Raw genomic sequence first — 16,569 nt, 5'->3', positions numbered from 1 at the left:
TATGAAGCAGAAACTGTTATTGAGCTTCGGATTGCTGGCGTTGCTCCTTCCCCTCGCCGCTGCAGGCGCCGGGGCTGGGAGCAGCGTCGCGGCCGACGCCGTCATGAATCGTGATTTTGCCGGTCTCCCAAAACTGATCGTCCAGCACGCGGACGTAAACGCCCGGCAGAATGACGGCAGCACGGCGCTTCACTGGGCGGCGCACTGGGATAACGTCGAAGCAGCGGACATGCTGATCAAGGCGGGCGCCGATCCCGCGGCGTCCAACCGGCTGGGCGCCACACCGTTGTTTATCGCCGCGGAAAGCGGTTCTCCGGCTATGGTCTCAAAGCTTCTCGCCGCCGGCGTGGATCCCAACGCGCCTTTTCTTTCCAACGGCGAGACGGCGCTGATGGTGGCCTCGCGCTCGGGCGACATCGAAAAGGTCAAGCTGCTGCTGGACGCCAAAGCGAACCTCGAAGCCAAGGAGACACTGCGAGGAACGACTGCCCTGATCTGGGCGGCCGAACAAAACCATGCCGATGTCGTCACCCTCCTGCTTTCCCGCGGCGCAAATCCCAAGGCCGCGTCGAAGGTCTCCGCCGGCGCCGGGCGCCGCGGCGGTGATGACGACGCCGAGGATCCCGGATCCGCGCCCGCGGCGAGCGCCAATGCCAAAGGCGGCGTCACGGCCCTCATGGAGGCGACAAGGGAAAGGGGCCTGGACACCATAAAAGCCCTCATCGAGGGCGGCGCTCCCATCAACCAGCAATCCGGCAACGGCACGACAGCATTGATCGTCGCGCTGCAGAACGGCGATGCCGCCACCGCCAAAGCCTTGATTGAGCGCGGCGCCGACGTCAAGATCGCAAACGCCAAAGGCTGGACGCCGTTGTTCCTTGCGGAGAAGGCGCGAACCCGGGAAACGGGCACCGTCCCGAATCCCGTCATAGACAATGCTGCATTGCTCGACGTCATTCACCTGATCGTCGAAAAAGGCGCCGACGTCAATGCCCGCATCAAAGCGGGCTCCGAACTCTACGGCGCCACTTCATGGTTGAAGGATTCCGGGGCCACCGCTTTCCTCCGGGCCTCTTATTGCGCAGACCTGGAGGTCATGAAATATCTGCTGGCACACGGCGCCGACCCTAAGATTACAACCGACGATGGAACGACGGCTTTAATGGCGTTGTCCGGCGTCGGCTACGGCGACGGTTTCACGAAAGATTTCGGCACGCCGGATGAAACATTTGAAGCTTTGAAGATTCTGGTCGATTCCGGAATTCCGATCAACGCCGCCAACAAAGACCACGTGACGGCCTTGCATGGGGCCGCTCACAAGAACTTCGTGCGCGGCATCCAATATCTGGTGGATCACGGAGCCGATCTCACGGCCGTCAGTCAATTCACGGCCGGCACATTTATCCGGACCGGATCGAAGGGACAATCTGTCCTGGACTGGGCCACGGGCGTCATGGTCAACATGCAGTCGTCGAGCTATAAGACCGAGGCGGTCGAACTGGTCACCAGATTGATGAAGGAGCACGGAATTCCTGTAGAGAGACTCACCACGACCAAGGGCGGGCTCAACGCCGCCACACCATAGTTTCCGGGGGCTTTCAATGGATTCATTGCTTGTCCGAGGGGGAATGATTGCTATTCCCCTTACGGGCGGACTTACTGCCGCGCAGGCCTTCGCGCCCGATATGACGGGCCGGGCATCCCTGCGGCTGGTTTCCGTCCTCCCTAACTTCGTGCGATGGTTCTCTGCGAAGCGCGAAGCCGCGGCGGCGCCTCTCAGTCTGGAATGGTTCGAACTTCAGCGTAATGCATCCCACTCCGCAATCCTCGCAGCCTGGAAAGATGATACCGGCGTCGAAACGACCCTGGCGGCGGCGTATTGGCTGATCACGCAGCAACCTGCAGGACAGCCGGGCCTGCTTGCCACGAACGGCTTCGGCAGCGCGTTTTATGTGCGTGACTCGTCCGGCTCGTTGCGATCCGTGAACATTCACTGGTGCGGCGACGGCTGGAGCGTAGATGCGATGTCGATTGAGTCGCATACCGATTTGCCCATCCGCGACCGCGTATTCCGCCAGTCGATCCAGACAAAAGGTTAAGAAACTCTTCAGTAGTTATAGGGCTGGCAGTCCCTGAGCGGGAACTGCCAGCTTGGCGGGAGTATTTATTACTACGAAAAGGCAGGAGAGGCAGGCATTCAGGTATTAACTCCAACCTGACAATGAGCCTGAATCTGGAATGAAGTTGATGTGACATTTGCAGAGGGCTTAGGTTAATTCCAGAAAGAATGGTTGCCTACTGAAGAGTTCCTTAATTCTTCTTTAAAGTCTCGAGGGACGCCGGGCAATTTCCTGAATAAAACTTCAGGAACTCTTAGGTTGCATGTGGCGGCCCGGCAGCTGAGATAATCGCCAACATGGCGAAAAAGATCCTCCTCTCCATCTCTGTCCTGATTTGCGCAATTTGCGCTTTCGGTCAGTCACCAGTTGAGATTCGATCGGCCGGCGAACAGAAGATTGCGAATGGCGAGACAGCCGAATCGGCAAAGCGGTGGGCTCTTTATGGCGCGACGAGGACTGCTCTATTGGAAGCCTCAGCCAGGCTCCAGGCATTCGACGAGGTGACAGCTCTCAAACTCACGCCGGCTCAAGTCAACGCATTCACCATGACGATAGTCGAACCGCAGGAACAGCCGCCTCAGGCTGCGGCAGCAAAAGGAGTAGTGCATGTCGATGTTCTCGCGCGCCTGGATCTTCCCGCCGCCGCGAACCGCTTGCGGAGACTGCGTAAAGATCAGGAAGCCGCAAACGCGCTGACCGAAACCTGGAAAGAGATGGAGGAATTACATCGGCAACTGGTGGAACCAGCGGGTTCCAAAACGTCTCAGGAACGGCAGATCCTTCTGACGAAGCTTCAGGTGAAGCTCATGGCCGCACAAGTCACTGCAGCGCTGGCCAAGACCGAAGAAAGTCTTACTTCGGCGCGCATCCCCTTGCCGGACGGCAAAGCTCGCGCCAAGAGGATTGCGGAGGCAGCGATCGCGACGGCTCCAGATTTTCCGGACGCGCATTACGCAATGGGCGACGTTTTGACCGATGCAGACGATGGCGAGCCGGCTGAAGCAGAATACCGGAAGGCGCTGGCGGCGGACTCATCCTCCGCCGCGGGCCATATCAAGCTGGCCGGCGCTATGCGGGTCGAAGGGAAACTTCCCGAAGCCGTCACAGAACTGCGAGAAGCGCTGCGATTGGATCCGAACTCCGTCTTAGCTCACAGCGATCTTGGTCTGATTCTGGCAGCTCAACAGAACAACGCCGACGCGATGACCGAATACCACGAGGCGATCCGCCTGGATCGCGACTGGATCGATGCTCATAACAACCTCGCTATCGCTCTCGCGCGGCAGCGGCGTATCCCTGAAGCCGTCATCGAGTTTCGCGAAATCGTCCGGATCGATCCGGATTCCGCAATGGGCTACTACAATCTCGGAATCGCGCTGGCCGATATGGAAAAGGATGCGGAATCCGCCGAGGCTCTGCGCGAGGCGGTTCGGATTAATCCGAACCATTACAACGCCCACTTCGACCTCGGCGAACTGTTCCGCTTGGAGAGCAAGTTTGACGAGGCCGTAAAGCAGTTCAAGGAATATCTTCGCCTGGCACCGGACAACCCCCAAACCCAGCGAAGTATCAAACGGGCCAAAGACTTCATTCAGGCCCACGAGAATCAGTAAGAGAACGAGCCGCGAGCCTATGAGCTCGTTACCTCGCATTCCCCGTAATACTGCTCGGGACTGGAGGTCGAGCCTGCCAGGGGAGTCGTGTAATATTCGTGCCGCGAGTGCACCGCTTTCAACTTGCCGTCGGGCGTCTCCTTATCGAAGACCGTCGTGGTATACAGCGGACCGGTACGGAATGCCTGGATGAAATTCAGATAACCGCCGCCTTGCTTGACGATGATGTCCGAATCCTCGGTTCCATTTTTCAATTGAGCCGTGCCCTCATCGGCATTGATGGAGTCGAATAACAAGACCAGCGTCACCGGTTTCACGGCCGCCTCCGCGGCTCCCGCTTTGTTCCAGGTGGCCGTGGTATAGAGCTTGAACGTGCACCGGAGACTTTTGGCCGTAGCCGTTTTTCCTTGCGGTGAAGCGCCGAAGGCGTGCGGCGCCATCAGAAACGCGGCAGAAATCAGAAGCGTGTGTTTAAGAGACATGTGACAGTACCCCGTCAGTCGGCGTGAAGGATGATCGTCCGTATGGACGAACCCGCCGGTTTCTCGTTTCCAGTATAGATGAGGTCGACGTCCGCTACCGCGCCCGGTTTGACAACGATGGACTTTGTGATAAAGCCGTACTTTTCCTGCCACGCCTGAACCGTGTACGTGCCTGCCGGCACTTTGTCGATTTCGAACTTGCCTGACGTATTGGTGACGGCAAAATAAGGATTCGTAACGACGCCGACGTAGGCGGTCATCCACTTATGGATATCGCACTCCAGATGCAGCATGACTTCTTCGCTCTTCGGCTTGAAGTTGTAAACCAGCCCGGCGTGCGACTGGCCTTCATTGAAGCTGTTGTTCTTTGCCGAATAACCGTGGACATTGTGCATGAACGAATCGCTATTCTTGATCTGAAGAGTTTGCCCTACCTGCACGCCAATGACACGCGGCGCATACATGCAACCGTGCTGATCGATCATCACGGGCTGGGCAGGAACCGGTACCGGTGCTATGTTTCCCTGCAACCTGACGAAGACGTTTGCGAGGCTGCCGTCAATTGTAGCCGCGACATATTCCTGGACGACACGCTTGCCTGCATTCGCTTGAGCACACATCGGATCCATACCCATTCGAATGTACGGATTGCCGGGCAACTTCCCGGTCAAATGGACGTGACCCTTGATTGTGCCCGTATTGCTTTGAGACCAGCCGTTAACGGCGAGGAGAATCGACAGAACTGGCAGTATGATGCGGATTTTCATCTACTAATCGTAAAGCACGGTGCAATGGGAAGTTTTCTGAAGAATTTCTGAATTGTTTTTAATGAGCTGTTCAACAGAGAGATGTCAGTCCTGACGGTGGGGATGGGAGTGTTTGTGCGAATGTATCGATCCGTCCGGATGACGGTGACGATGGGCATGGACAAGATTCGCTTTCTCCAGAAGGCCGGCGTCACCCAGGAGGGTTGATGGGGGGCCCTCCGCGATGACTGCACCCGCCTGCAGAAGAACACAATGGTCCGCAATATCCTCCACCAGGCCCAGATCGTGAGTTGCAGTAATGAGGGTCTTCTTTCCGTCTGCCCAGCCAACCAACAGATCGATCACCTGACTTTCACTTCGTGGATCGAGAGCAGATGTCGGCTCATCGAGCAGCAGCACATCAGGTTCAAGAACCAGGACTGAGGCCAGGGCAACCCGTTTCTTTTCGCCGCCTGATAAACGATGAGGCGGCCTCTCCTTCAAATGCGCGATTTCCATCCGGTCCAGAATGGCGGCGACGCGCGTGCGAATTTCATCCTTCGGCCATTTCAATTGCAGGGGAGAAAATGCAATTTCGTCGAAAACGGTGGCATTGAACAGTTGCACGTCCGGATTCTGAAAAACAAGGCCCACACGGCGGCGAAAGTCAAAGTGAAACGGATCGTGCTCGAAGCTGCGCTCTTCGAGAGTCTTGCCGTAAAACGAAATGCTGCCGGATTGCGGAAAATAAAGGCCGTCCAGAAGCCGTAGAAGTGTGGATTTCCCGGAACCGTTGGCGCCGAGTAACGCAACCCGCCGGCCCTCTCCGATCGAAAGCGACAAATTGTTCAAGGCTGTGACGGTGTTGTAGCGGTACACCACCCCCCGGACTTCAAAGACCGTTTTTCCCGCTACATCAATGTCCTGCATATATCGTCAGCGCCGAGAACGCAAAAACAACTCCGAGCCACAACCAATCGCGCGGAAAGGCTCTGAAATTGTGCAATGTATACAGGTCTCCGCGGAATCCCCTCGACAGCATTGCGAGGTGAACGTCGTTGCTGATTTCGAAGCTCTTGCTAAGCAAAACACCAATCGTAGCCGCTGCGATGCGCCTGCTTTCCTTTGAATCCAGCCTGCCGACGGTTCGGGATTTGCGAGATTCCGACATGTCCGCTGCAGTCTGCAGCAAAACGAACATGTAACGATACGTTGCGCTCAGAATCACGATGAACACAACAGGAACACAAAATACCCGAAGGGCCTTAAGCAAATATGCCCAGGGCGTCGTCAAGGCCAGCAACGCCGATAGCGTCGCCGCGGTTTCCGCCCGTGAGACGAGGTAGGAAGCGGCCCGTAATCCCTGGGCGGTGATGTGCCAGCCCGGAATCGGTAAAACGAAGAGCGTGCGTCCGGAAGTAAGAAACAGCGCCGGTAACGCAATCGCGCCTGTAAACAGAAGAACAGGCGACCACACCATTATGAGAAGCGCTTGAAGACGGACCTTTGACAAAACAGCCAGAATCAAGCCGATCAGAAATACGAACAGTATTGCGGCTAACTGCCGCGAAACAACCACGGACACCACCAGCGACAGGATCCCGACAAGTTTTATCCGTGGATCGACAGCTTGCAACAGCCCCTTCCGGTTTCCCAGTTCTTCCGCGGAAGAAACGTATTGGTTGAAGCGGGCAAGGCTCGCGAGCAACCAGTCTGCGGCATCGCCCGAACCGTGGGGCAGCCGTTCCAGCGGCGCGTTGGGAAAGCGGCTCGGATTCATGGTCGAAGGCTGGCTTTACCGAGAAGCCGGCTAACCAGAAGTGTAGCCAGAATGATCAATCCGGTTCCAGCCATGGCCGACATTATGTAACCGAAACTTTCGCTCTTCAAATAGGGCGGCGCGTAGCGGGGAAGCGGCGCTGTCCAGAACGAAGAAAGCCGCTCGAGACCGGCGGGAACGTTTTCGGGAAGAGTAGCTTCCGCTGATGTGGCCTCAATCTGGACCCGTGCCGCCGGATCCGAAAGGTCTTTCGGGGACCACTCTCCCCACGCAGCGCCGGCCGCAAGAATACCAAGCGGTGTGAGAACCAGCAGAACACCGAGCGCAATCCAAAGTGGACGGGTGAGGCGCCATGCAGCACCGGTTTGTCCATTCGCGCCATCCCTGGCGTTGAGCGCTGACGCGCGCAACAGACCCGGTTCTGCGCGTTGTAAGTACGCCAGTACACCACCGGAAACCACCATCTCTGCCAGTCCGGCAATAGTCAAATGTCCGATCATCATGGCGGGAATTGCGATACGGAGGGGATATGGGGCATAGAGCGGAGTTCCCGATGCGTCAACGTAGAGCATGGGCTGAATTCCGAACTCAATGGCGGTAATCAACGCTGCAATGTTGATTGCGACGTATCCCGCCAGCCCGGCAGCAACGATTCGCCGTCTGGATTCGATGGGAGAACGGCCGGCGGCGACCCGGTATACCACCCAGGCTACGAGCGATCCAACGATCGCCATGTTGAAGCAGTTGGCTCCAAGGGTCGTTATGCCTCCATCGCCGAAGAAAATCGCCTGAATAACCAGCGCGGTCGAAATTGCCAGGATGGAACCCCACGGTCCCAGCATGATCGCCGCAATGCCAACTCCGACTGCATGGCCCGTCGTTCCCCCCGGCAGCGGCAGGTTGAACATCATGATCACGAAAGAAAATGCCGCAAGCAGGGAGAGCAGCGGAACGACGTGCGTATGTAGAATCCGCTTCATGCGACGGAGCGCAAGGTACCAGAACGGCGCGGCCGCCGCATACAGCGTCGCACAAGTGGTCGGACTGAGGTAGCCATCAGGGATGTGCATATTCAATCGTCACCGCGGCAGAAGGGGCAGAATACGATGCTCCCCAGAAAAAGCGCATGCCTGGCCGTTCCGCGATTACCAACGAGATATGCCGCGACGATCGTCTTTCCATGACCGGGCGTCAGGGCGTGCAGTGCGCCCAGCGAGAATGCACTACCCAGTGCGATGAAAACAAGTTGCAGGGGCAGGTTACGCGACTGAAGCACTTCGGAAAGGCGATCCGGCCCTTGCTGTCTCTGCTTCGGAGCGAATAACGACGAAATGGCCTGGTCCAGCGCGCGAGTCAGGGTTGCATAGCCGGGGGAAGGTGCAATCCGCAGCGAGATTTCCTGTATATGCCGTACGTCCGCCACCGGATCGGACGAATAATCGGTCAAACCGCGTGTCGGGTCCACCGCATACCGATTTCCTTCCGGAAAATAGATCGAACCGTTTGTTGTGACCACGACATCCTTCCAGCCGACGCGCTCACGGTAGTTCAGGTCCTTGAAGCTCAAAAGAGCATCATATCCGTTCCACGGACCCTTCAAGCGAAGAACAACACGAAGGGTCGAGAGCCCGCCGGCGCCCGGGTTCTTTTGCGATCCGATATCCGTCAATTCCAGCGGAATGGCGTTTCCGTTCGTCTGGACAACAAGGCGTGATATCCAAACCGCTGACCATAAGAGTTAACCCGATCGAGGCGAACACTTATTTCATCGTTTGGTCCTCAAATCTGCTCCTTTCGTCTCTTCTTACTTTCTACGTCCGTGGATACAAAATTGGACGTCCAAAATGCAATCTGAGCCGTATATTAGCCAGAACGTTCAAGGAAGGGAGTCGCATATGAGTCGCTGGCGCGGCCGCTGGGAAAAGTTCTGAGAGTTAGCCGTTAAAGGCGGGCCCCCGGTTCGGGGGGACGAAACTGATGGCATGGCAAACCCCGGCACTGATCTCGTCTATCGAGCAAAATCCGAGGCCGGCAGGTTCACGTGTGCCTGAAACACAGCGCCGTCTTATCGCCCAAACCCGCAAGACCCTCTCGACGATCGCGGAGGATGTCCGCCGGGGATTGCTCGAAACAGTCGGAATTCAAAGCAGATTGCTCGAAAGCGAAAGAACAGCTATCGAAATCGACCTTCCTCCCGGCGCGGATATGGAATTAATTGCCCGAGCTATCGATCTGGAGAATGTCGAGGCCTGGCTTGACAAGGGGAGCCGCGTGCATGTCGCTATCGGCCCCTGGTACAGCACTAAAGACGTGGACCAGGTCGTCCTCTCTGTAACGAAAGTGGTTCACGTCCTTCTCGGTTTGCACGCATCGAAGCCCGAACCGCAGGGTGTGCTTCACCGGTGGCTGGCGCGCGGCTGTGGATGGGCTTTGCACAAAAGCTGTCCGAATTTTGTTGAAGTTACTAAATTCGCCATCCGCCCTTAAGGCTTTAAAATAAGAACTTCAACGCTGCCTGCATCACCCTTGGCGGGGCGGCATTAACGACCTGCCCGAATAAAGGTGTCGTGATGCCGCCGTCCACAGCCGTCGGGCCAAAGAACTGCGTATGATTGAAGGCATTAAAAGCCTCCAGACGGAATTGCAGTGTCCTTTCCCGGCTCAGAGTGAAAGATTTCAACAAAGCGAGATCGACGTTAAAAGCTCCAGGTCCGTGGAAGAACCGTCGCGATGCGGTGCCGGGCTCTCCTAACTGGTTCAAGCTGAACGCTGAGGTGTCAAAATAAGGTTGCCCGTTGCGGGGATTTCCGTTCAGATGCAATGGGGCTCCGTCATAGTCGGGCAGATCGATGCTGTGATTGTTGACACCATTGGGAATGCTGCCCAACAACGAATTGTCCCCGTCGGAGTGCAACGTCACCGGCAGCCCGCTGGTGGCGCGAACAATCCCGGAAATATCCCAGCCATTCGTCAATGCTTTCGCACGGCCGAAGAAACGATCGAGCGGAAGCGAATAGCGGGAGGTCGCAACGAAATTGTGCGTCATATCCCATGAGGACAGTGCCCTCGTGCGGCGGAAGTTGTAGGGATCGACGTCATCGCCCAGCGAAGACGCCGGGTCAATGGATTTGCTGTATGTGTAGGCGAACGTCATGTCCAGGGTCCTGCCGGTGCGCCGGAGGCTGGCCTCAAACGCATTGCTGGTGGAGTTCCCCATGCTGGAGATGTACATGTCGTTCGAGAAATTTGGTCCAAGCCCCACTCTCGTTCCTTGCACGACCTGGCCTGTCGCCGTCGTGTAGGTGTTGTCCTCACCAAACGGACCGCAAGTCGGCGAACCCGGCGCTACATTCGCCGGATTGCTGAGGAACAGGCACAAACCGGGGTTACCCGGGTTCGCTGAATTAATAACCAGCAGATGGTGCGCTTGAGAGCCAACGTAGCCGAGGCTGAGGACTGTATTGGGCGCAACCTCCCGCTCAATGGAAAGAAAGTAGTTTTCGTTGTACGGATACGTGCTCGATATAGCGGGCGCAGTCATTCCCGCCTGAGGTAAAAAAGGACTGAAGTCGATGCTCGAATTCGGATGGTTTATGGAAGGATTGAGCGGCGGAAACGTGAGCGGAAACGGATTCACATGGACGCTTCCGTCGATGGCATTAACAAATGGAGTCGCAAACAAGACTTCACCTGCGCTCGAATACGACAGGCCTGTCGGAGGCTGGGGTTCGTCAACACCAATCGTGTTTCCCTGAATCACGGAATAGAAGAGCCCGAAGCCGGCGCGAACGGATGTTTTGCCGGGTTTTCCGAGGACTTTGCCGAGGAAGCCGCTATCTGCGCTTGGGGAATAAGCGAGACCGACACGCGGCGCAAACTTGTTGCCTTGCGGGACGAACGTCGAGGGAATTCCTTTGTCCGTTACATAGACGAGACTTGTAGGGGCCGTCGGATAGACCTGCGACTGTTGGCCGAGAGAAAATGTCGGAATCTGCCTGTACTTTTCCGACCAGTACTGCATCAAGTCCCAGCGGACGCCGTAGTTGAACGTCAGACTGGGTTTGACTCTCCAGCTATCCTGTAAGTAGGCTGCCACATACTTATGCCTGGGGTAGTAGGCTTCGGAACCCGCCTGTTCATAGTTGCTGGCAACTCCGAGCAGAAAGTCGGCATAATCTAATCCGGTTTCCGACCCTGTAAATATGAAGGTTCCGTTCAAGGTGGCATCGGGATTCACATTGACTTGTTCGTAGTTCAACTGGAACCCGGCCCGCCAGCTGTGAGCGCCGCGGACGATCGAAAGATCATCCATTAACCCAAGAGTGTTATTGGCCTGATCCAGATTCGTAATCGGAACGCCCAGGGAGAATGCGTTGAAAACAGTGCTTTCAATACCTTCGATTTGGGGAGCCTGCACCACGATGCCCGGCGTTCCAGGGCCTGTAACGAATCCCTGCGAAGCCAGAGTCGGGCCGACACCGCCCCTAGGCTGGCCGATCGTGTTTGTATTCCGCATCAGGCTGAGGCGAAGCTCATTCACCATCGATGTTCCAAATGCCTTGCTGTGCGAAATCGTCGCCAGATATCCGCGGCCGATGTTCAGCGCGTTGAAGCCGGGTACACTGGCGCCGCCCTGGCCCACAGGATAAGGATTATCCAAATCATAATCGTCAATGTAGTAGTACCCGGAAAGCGCCCCGAAGCGTTCCGAGTTGGCATCGATCCGGAAGCTGCCTTTGTCGTCGCGTAAAATTTTGCCTTGTGAACTGGTCGTGAACGTTGAGCTGCCGAAATTGGGCGTGGGAATGTAGGGCAAAAGATGATTCGTCGGGGCCGACCAAACACGCTGCGGGATAATAGCATTCGGGAAAACGCACTGCGTATTCGTCACGCAGCCAGGCATGTAATAGGGCGTGCCTTTAGAAACCGCATATCCAAGCTTCTGGCTCAACAAGCCGGCGAGATAGGGACCGCTAACCCGATTCGGGCTAAGAGTCCCATCCGGGTTCGTGGTGTAAAAATTACTTGCGGAGTCACTCAGATCTCCGTTTCGATTTGCAAAGGATGGAACAGGGATCAGTCCGGTATCCACTCCCTGGCTTTGCCGGGTACCCTGATAGTCCGCAAAAAAGAACAACTGATTCTTCTTAATAGGCCCGCCAGCCGTGCCGCCGTACTGATTCTGGCGGAAAAAGCTGCGCTCCGGCGAAAAGAAGTTGCGCGCATCCAGGGATGTGTTGCGTAAGAACTCAAAGCCGCTTCCGTGCCAATTGTTGGTCCCGGATTTCGTCACAACCGTGACGACACCGCCGGAATAATTGCCGTATTGCGCGTCGAAATTGTTCGTCAGGACCCGGAATTCAGCGATGGAATCGAGGTTCGGCACGATAAGAGTGCCGCCGTTCATCAGTTCCTTGACGTCGCCACCATTAACGATGAAGCCGTTGGCATCTTCACGTTGCCCGCTGATGGACTGGTTGCCTGCGTTCAAAACTCCTGACGGAGCAATAGCCGTCGTGACGCCGGACATAATAATGGAGTCCGCAGTTTGTGTCGACACCGGCACGATGCCGGGCTGCAAAGCCAGCAGGTCCGTGTAGCTTCGACCATTCAGGGCCACCTGGGTAATTTGGGTGCTCGATACAACCTCGCCCAGTTGGGTGCTCATCGTTTCCACTGTAACCGGCGCTGCAGCTGCATCGCCGGTGACGGTCACTTCCTGCGACACATCGGCCAATTTCAGCATCACGTCGACTTGAAGGGCGCTGTTAATATCAATGACAAGATTCGGCCGGCCTTCCGTCTTGAAGCCACCCGCTTCGATTTTGAGGTCATAACGGCCTACCGGCAGACTCGGGAACGTATAGACCCCTTTAGCATCGGCGATGCTTTTATTCTGGGTTCCCTGCGCCGTATTGGTTACCGTCACCATGGCCCCGGCAACCACGCCTCCGGACTGATCCGTGACTGTGCCGGTGATACGCCCCGTGACGGACTGTGCGGCCGACGGCAGGGAAGACACCGGCGCGATAGCCACCGCAATTGCTATCAAGAATTTCCAGTGAAAGGCCAACTTGTATGGACGAATCGTTGTAATCATCATCTGGACAGAAATTTTGCCTGCGCATGCTTTCCGCGCCTACTGAAGACTTCCTGAATTCTTGTTCACGAAAAATTCCGATTGCTCGCTATCGCGCCTTCGTGTCGCGGACGGTGCCTACAGCGAGAATCCATTGCGCGCTATGCTATCCTTCACGAACGCCGGTATGAAAAAGGTCGTCGTGCTTCTCACTTTGAGTCTGGTTGTCCACCTCCAGTGCGGCGGGTCCTGCCTTGCCGGATCAGCAGCGGCAACGGCAGCCGTAAACGAGACAACCAGCGAACCTCCGTGCCACCAACACGCAGAGAGTCCCTCGAAGCATCGCGAAGACCCGTCTCACGCTCCAGCCCACGCTAATAACAGTCCCTGTAGTCAAGGACAGGGCATCGAGGCGAAATTATCTGGTGCCCGCAAGCTGATTTTGCCTTTGGCTGCGATCATGCCGGCCGCGGCCGCGAACCTGACGCCGCACCGGCCGGTCATCGTCCGGTTTGGTTTCGGAACGCCGCCCCGTCTGGAAGATCCGCCCACTCTCTTTCCCGTTTTGCGAATCTAAACACCTCACACTCCAAAGCCAAACTTTTTCAATTTGTCTGCAGTCATGGCTGTACGTGTGGAGTGCTATGCCGAGAAAGAATATTTCTGTTTTGAGCCTGCTGGTTGCAAGTATCTGTGCCCTGACGACTGAATCATTATCCGCGCAGATGACCATGCCGGGGATGTCGGCAATGGAAAACTCCGTCGGATTTCTGTCCTCCGGAACAAGCGTCGAACCGAGAACAACCTCCGAGTCCGCTCCGATGTTTCACACGCCGCTGGGCAACTGGACCTTGATGTTTCATGCAAACGGCTTTCTCGTGGATACGCAACAGACTGGACCGCGCGGAGAGGACAAGTTGTATTCGGTGAATTGGTTGATGCCGATGATTTCGCGTGATTACGGCCGGCAGACCGTAACCTTCCGCACCATGCTCAGCCTCGAACCTGCGACGGTGACGAAGCGCCGATATCCGGAGCTGTTCCAGTCGGGCGAAACGGTGTATGGATTACCCATCGTGGATGGTCAGCATCCGCATGATCTGTTCATGGAAATTGCCGGGCGCTATGACCTGAAACTCAACGAGCGCACGCGGCTTTTCGTGTATGGCGGCCCGATCGGGGAACCCGCTCTCGGACCGACGGCCTACCCTCATCGCGCCTCTGCTTCAGAGAACCCGGTTGCCGTTCTGGGGCACCACCAGGAGGATTCCACTCATATTTCAGACAGCGTCATCACTCTTGGCTTTTCAGGAGGTCCCGTCCAACTGGAGGCTTCGACTTTTCATGGCCGGGAGCCCAACGAGAACCGGTGGAACATCGATACAGGCAAGCCGGATTCGTTTTCGTCACGGCTGACGGTACGTATGAGCAGCAGCCTCTCCGGCCAGTTTTCTGCTGGACGGATCAACCATCGTGAAGATTTGGAACCGGGTCTAGCCACGCTCCGTACCACGGCGTCCATTCACCACAACCTTCGGTTTTCGTCAGGCCACGTTGCGTCCAGTCTCATTTGGGGCAGGAACAAAGACCTTCCCGGACAGGGAGCGCGGATCTTCAACTCGTATACAGCGGAGTCCACGGTTGATTTCCTGAATCGCAACTGGGCGTGGACCCGGATCGAAAACGTCGATCGCGACCGCACCCTCCTCGCTGGAGAAACGCCGGCGGCGTTGACTGCCGGGGAAGATCCGGCGGGACGCATTCAGGCCTATACGTTCGGTTATGAGCGCGATCTCCCGATTGGACCGGCGTTCTTGAATATCGGAATGGGCGGACAGATAACCACTTATGGTGTGCCGCCACAATTCAAGACGGTCTACGGCGATCATCCCGCCGCGGTCACAGTGTTTCTCCACCTTCGGCCGACCGGCAACATTGGAGCGCATATGCAGATGATGCATCAGCACTAGCCAAGACGATCTCAGCTCAACGGCTCGAACTCGCATAGCCGTCAAAGCCCCAACAAACGCGATTGGTTGTCTCAGCGATCGAAGCGGATTTTTCGCTTGACACGAACGTTAACAGAATCTTAGTATTCGCACAACTTACTGCATAAAAAATAGATAAGTGCGGTCGAACCGGATCGTTGTCACAGGACTTGGGCGGGGCCGTTCGCAATGCCTCGATGTGTCGTCTTCGACGGTTTAGAAGGATTGGGAGGGCAAGTGATGAGCAAGTCGACTGTCTTGGGAGCATTGTTGCTTTGCGTTCTATCCGCTTCGGGATTCGCGCAATCCAACGCGACTTTGGGCGGAAGCATTGGCGATGAATCGGGCGCGCTGATCCCGGGCGTGACGGTCACAGCAACGAATACACAGACCGGAGTGGTGACGACCGTTTTAAGCAACGAAACGGGGACGTATCAGTTTCCGAATCTGCAGAGTGGAACATATAAGGTGAGCGCGGAGCTCGCTGGTTTTCGAACACAAAGCTATAGCGATGTCGCACTCGGCATCGCTCAGCAGGTTCGTTTGAACTTCAAATTGGACGTGGGGACCGTATCGCAGCAGGTTGATGTTTCGGTATCGGCCGACACCCTGCTTGCGACCTCGTCGTCGTCCGTGGGTGCGGTGCTTGCCGAAAACACGGTTCGCGACCTGCCCTTGCCTTCGCGCAACGTTCTCGATCTGGTTGGCACGGCAGCCGGTGTTCAGGGAGACAACTTTGCGGGCCATCGCATCAATGAAGTCGAGACATTGCGCGACGGTATCAACGTCTCTGACGGGCGCTATGACCTCGGCGTCTTCTCTCAGACTTATGTGAGTCCCGACCTGGTCCAGGAGATTCGGATCGTGGTTTCGGCTGCCGATCCCGAAGCCGGAAAAGCAGGCGGCGTGCAGTTATCCACCCGGTCCGGAACGAACACGCCGACTGGAAGCCTGTTTTGGACAAATCACAACACAGCGCTCGATTCCAATTCATGGAGCAACAATCGCACAGGCGTGCAGACGAACTATCTCAACCGGAATCAGTTCGGAGGGCGTCTGGGCGGGCCGATCAAAAAGAATAAAGCTTTCTTCTTTTTCCTCTATGAAGGGCAACGCGATATCACGCGGGCGGTTGTGACCACGCCGGTGCTGACCGGACCGGCGCGCGCAGGCATCTTCCGATATTTTCCGGGTGTGGTGAACGGCAACGTCATTTCCACCGTCGTGGCGGGAGCGAACCCGCAGGCGCCGGTCGTGGACGCATTGGGCAATCCGGTAAAGCCCGCAGCGGCCACCGGCGACCTGATGGCCCTGAGCCTGTACGGCCGCGATCCTCTTCGGCCGTCCATAGATCCGACCGGACGTATTCCGCTCACCCTTACAAACTCGCCTCTGCCGAACTTTTTCGAAACGGGCGACGGCCTGAATACCGCCGGTTATCGGTTTGTCCGCCACACACGGGGCGTTGACGGCGCGAGCGGAGATGGCGTGGATGTCGAACGGAATCAGGTCAATCTCCGGATCGACTACAACTTCAACGCGAGTCATAAGCTGTTCCTGACAGGGACGCGTGAACGTGTCCCAAGTGATGGCAATCCGCCGCCCTTTCCTGACGGCAAATTCAGGGGCATCACTTTGCGGCAGCCGCAGGTCTATACCGGATCGTTCGTATCGACGATCTCGCCCACGATCCTTAACGAAGCGCGCTTCGGGTACAAGAGGGGGAAGCAACTTGTAGAGGTTCCATACACCAATCCCTTC

14 protein-coding genes are annotated in these 16,569 nt (G+C 56.6%); 7 read left to right on the top strand and 7 right to left on the bottom strand.

Annotation, left to right across the window (positions count from 1 at the left end; all coding sequences use genetic code 11):
* Position 1: 1 nt before the first annotated feature.
* From VGK48_24510 to VGK48_24500, 3 genes are all read left to right on the top strand, one after another.
* A complete protein-coding gene (locus VGK48_24510) occupies positions 2–1,585 on the top strand; it encodes an ankyrin repeat domain-containing protein (GenBank protein HEY2384351.1) in 1,584 nt (527 codons plus the stop codon).
* 43 nt (positions 1,586–1,628) lie between these two features.
* Positions 1,629–2,099 carry a hypothetical protein gene (locus VGK48_24505; GenBank protein ID HEY2384350.1) on the top strand — a complete coding sequence of 157 codons (471 nt, stop codon included), beginning with the start codon at positions 1,629–1,631 and terminating at the stop codon, positions 2,097–2,099.
* Positions 2,100–2,416: 317 nt separating this feature from the next.
* Complete coding sequence (locus tag VGK48_24500; GenBank protein HEY2384349.1) at positions 2,417–3,733, top strand: tetratricopeptide repeat protein; 1,317 nt, start codon at positions 2,417–2,419, stop codon at positions 3,731–3,733.
* Positions 3,734–3,750: 17 nt separating this feature from the next.
* Here the strand turns inward: VGK48_24500 and VGK48_24495 are convergent, their stop codons facing one another.
* From VGK48_24495 to VGK48_24470, 6 genes are all read right to left on the bottom strand, one after another.
* Positions 3,751–4,215 (bottom strand): hypothetical protein, encoded by a 465-nt coding sequence (locus VGK48_24495; protein HEY2384348.1) that lies wholly within the window; start codon positions 4,213–4,215, stop codon positions 3,751–3,753.
* A 14-nt stretch (positions 4,216–4,229) separates the two neighbouring features.
* Positions 4,230–4,982 (bottom strand): hypothetical protein, encoded by a 753-nt coding sequence (locus tag VGK48_24490; protein ID HEY2384347.1) that lies wholly within the window; start codon positions 4,980–4,982, stop codon positions 4,230–4,232.
* Positions 4,983–5,066: 84 nt separating this feature from the next.
* On the bottom strand, positions 5,067–5,891 hold the full coding sequence (locus tag VGK48_24485) for an ABC transporter ATP-binding protein (GenBank protein HEY2384346.1): 825 nt from the start codon (positions 5,889–5,891) through the stop codon (positions 5,067–5,069).
* Positions 5,878–6,741 (bottom strand): cobalt ECF transporter T component CbiQ, encoded by an 864-nt coding sequence (gene cbiQ, locus VGK48_24480; protein HEY2384345.1) that lies wholly within the window; start codon positions 6,739–6,741, stop codon positions 5,878–5,880. Before cbiQ ends, VGK48_24485 begins: the two co-directional genes overlap by 14 nt.
* Positions 6,738–7,811 carry a cobalt transporter CbiM gene (gene cbiM, locus VGK48_24475; GenBank protein HEY2384344.1) on the bottom strand — a complete coding sequence of 358 codons (1,074 nt, stop codon included), beginning with the start codon at positions 7,809–7,811 and terminating at the stop codon, positions 6,738–6,740. Before cbiM ends, cbiQ begins: the two co-directional genes overlap by 4 nt.
* Before the next feature lie 2 nt (positions 7,812–7,813).
* A complete protein-coding gene (locus VGK48_24470; protein ID HEY2384343.1) occupies positions 7,814–8,410 on the bottom strand; it encodes a hypothetical protein in 597 nt (198 codons plus the stop codon).
* Positions 8,411–8,784: 374 nt separating this feature from the next.
* Between VGK48_24470 and VGK48_24465 the strand changes: the two genes are divergently transcribed.
* The gene (locus VGK48_24465) at positions 8,785–9,228 is read left to right on the top strand and encodes a hypothetical protein (protein HEY2384342.1); all 444 of its coding nucleotides are present in this window, start codon (positions 8,785–8,787) and stop codon (positions 9,226–9,228) included.
* A 4-nt stretch (positions 9,229–9,232) separates the two neighbouring features.
* Here the strand turns inward: VGK48_24465 and VGK48_24460 are convergent, their stop codons facing one another.
* The gene (locus VGK48_24460) at positions 9,233–12,844 is read right to left on the bottom strand and encodes a carboxypeptidase regulatory-like domain-containing protein (protein HEY2384341.1); all 3,612 of its coding nucleotides are present in this window, start codon (positions 12,842–12,844) and stop codon (positions 9,233–9,235) included.
* Positions 12,845–13,007: 163 nt separating this feature from the next.
* Here VGK48_24460 and VGK48_24455 point away from each other — a divergent pair, with 163 nt between their 5' ends.
* The 3 genes from VGK48_24455 to VGK48_24445 all read left to right on the top strand — a co-directional run.
* Entirely contained in the window at positions 13,008–13,397 is a 390-nt protein-coding gene (locus VGK48_24455; protein ID HEY2384340.1) for a hypothetical protein, read from the top strand.
* Between the two features lie 67 nt (positions 13,398–13,464).
* Complete coding sequence (locus tag VGK48_24450) at positions 13,465–14,790, top strand: hypothetical protein (GenBank protein HEY2384339.1); 1,326 nt, start codon at positions 13,465–13,467, stop codon at positions 14,788–14,790.
* A gap of 258 nt (positions 14,791–15,048) precedes the next feature.
* A partial coding sequence (locus tag VGK48_24445; protein HEY2384338.1) for a carboxypeptidase-like regulatory domain-containing protein occupies positions 15,049–16,569 on the top strand: 1,521 nt, incomplete at its 3' end.

The organism is Terriglobia bacterium, from assembly GCA_036496425.1.
Classification (GTDB): Bacteria; Acidobacteriota; Terriglobia; order 20CM-2-55-15; family 20CM-2-55-15; genus 20CM-2-55-15.
This window is presented reverse-complemented; position numbering and strand designations above follow the sequence as displayed.

What these genes read in the sequence shown, in the direction of transcription:
- VGK48_24510 (HEY2384351.1), top strand. Translation starts at nt 2, where the DNA reads ATGAAGCAGAAACTGTTATTGAGCTTCGGATTGCTGGCGTTGCTCCTT.
- VGK48_24505 (HEY2384350.1), top strand. Translation starts at nt 1,629, where the DNA reads ATGATTGCTATTCCCCTTACGGGCGGACTTACTGCCGCGCAGGCCTTC.
- VGK48_24500 (HEY2384349.1), top strand. Translation starts at nt 2,417, where the DNA reads ATGGCGAAAAAGATCCTCCTCTCCATCTCTGTCCTGATTTGCGCAATT.
- VGK48_24495 (HEY2384348.1), bottom strand. Translation starts at nt 4,215, where the DNA reads ATGTCTCTTAAACACACGCTTCTGATTTCTGCCGCGTTTCTGATGGCG.
- VGK48_24490 (HEY2384347.1), bottom strand. Translation starts at nt 4,982, where the DNA reads ATGAAAATCCGCATCATACTGCCAGTTCTGTCGATTCTCCTCGCCGTT.
- VGK48_24485 (HEY2384346.1), bottom strand. Translation starts at nt 5,891, where the DNA reads ATGCAGGACATTGATGTAGCGGGAAAAACGGTCTTTGAAGTCCGGGGG.
- cbiQ (HEY2384345.1), bottom strand. Translation starts at nt 6,741, where the DNA reads ATGAATCCGAGCCGCTTTCCCAACGCGCCGCTGGAACGGCTGCCCCAC.
- cbiM (HEY2384344.1), bottom strand. Translation starts at nt 7,811, where the DNA reads ATGCACATCCCTGATGGCTACCTCAGTCCGACCACTTGTGCGACGCTG.
- VGK48_24460 (HEY2384341.1), bottom strand. Translation starts at nt 12,844, where the DNA reads ATGATGATTACAACGATTCGTCCATACAAGTTGGCCTTTCACTGGAAA.
- VGK48_24455 (HEY2384340.1), top strand. Translation starts at nt 13,008, where the DNA reads ATGAAAAAGGTCGTCGTGCTTCTCACTTTGAGTCTGGTTGTCCACCTC.
- VGK48_24450 (HEY2384339.1), top strand. Translation starts at nt 13,465, where the DNA reads ATGCCGAGAAAGAATATTTCTGTTTTGAGCCTGCTGGTTGCAAGTATC.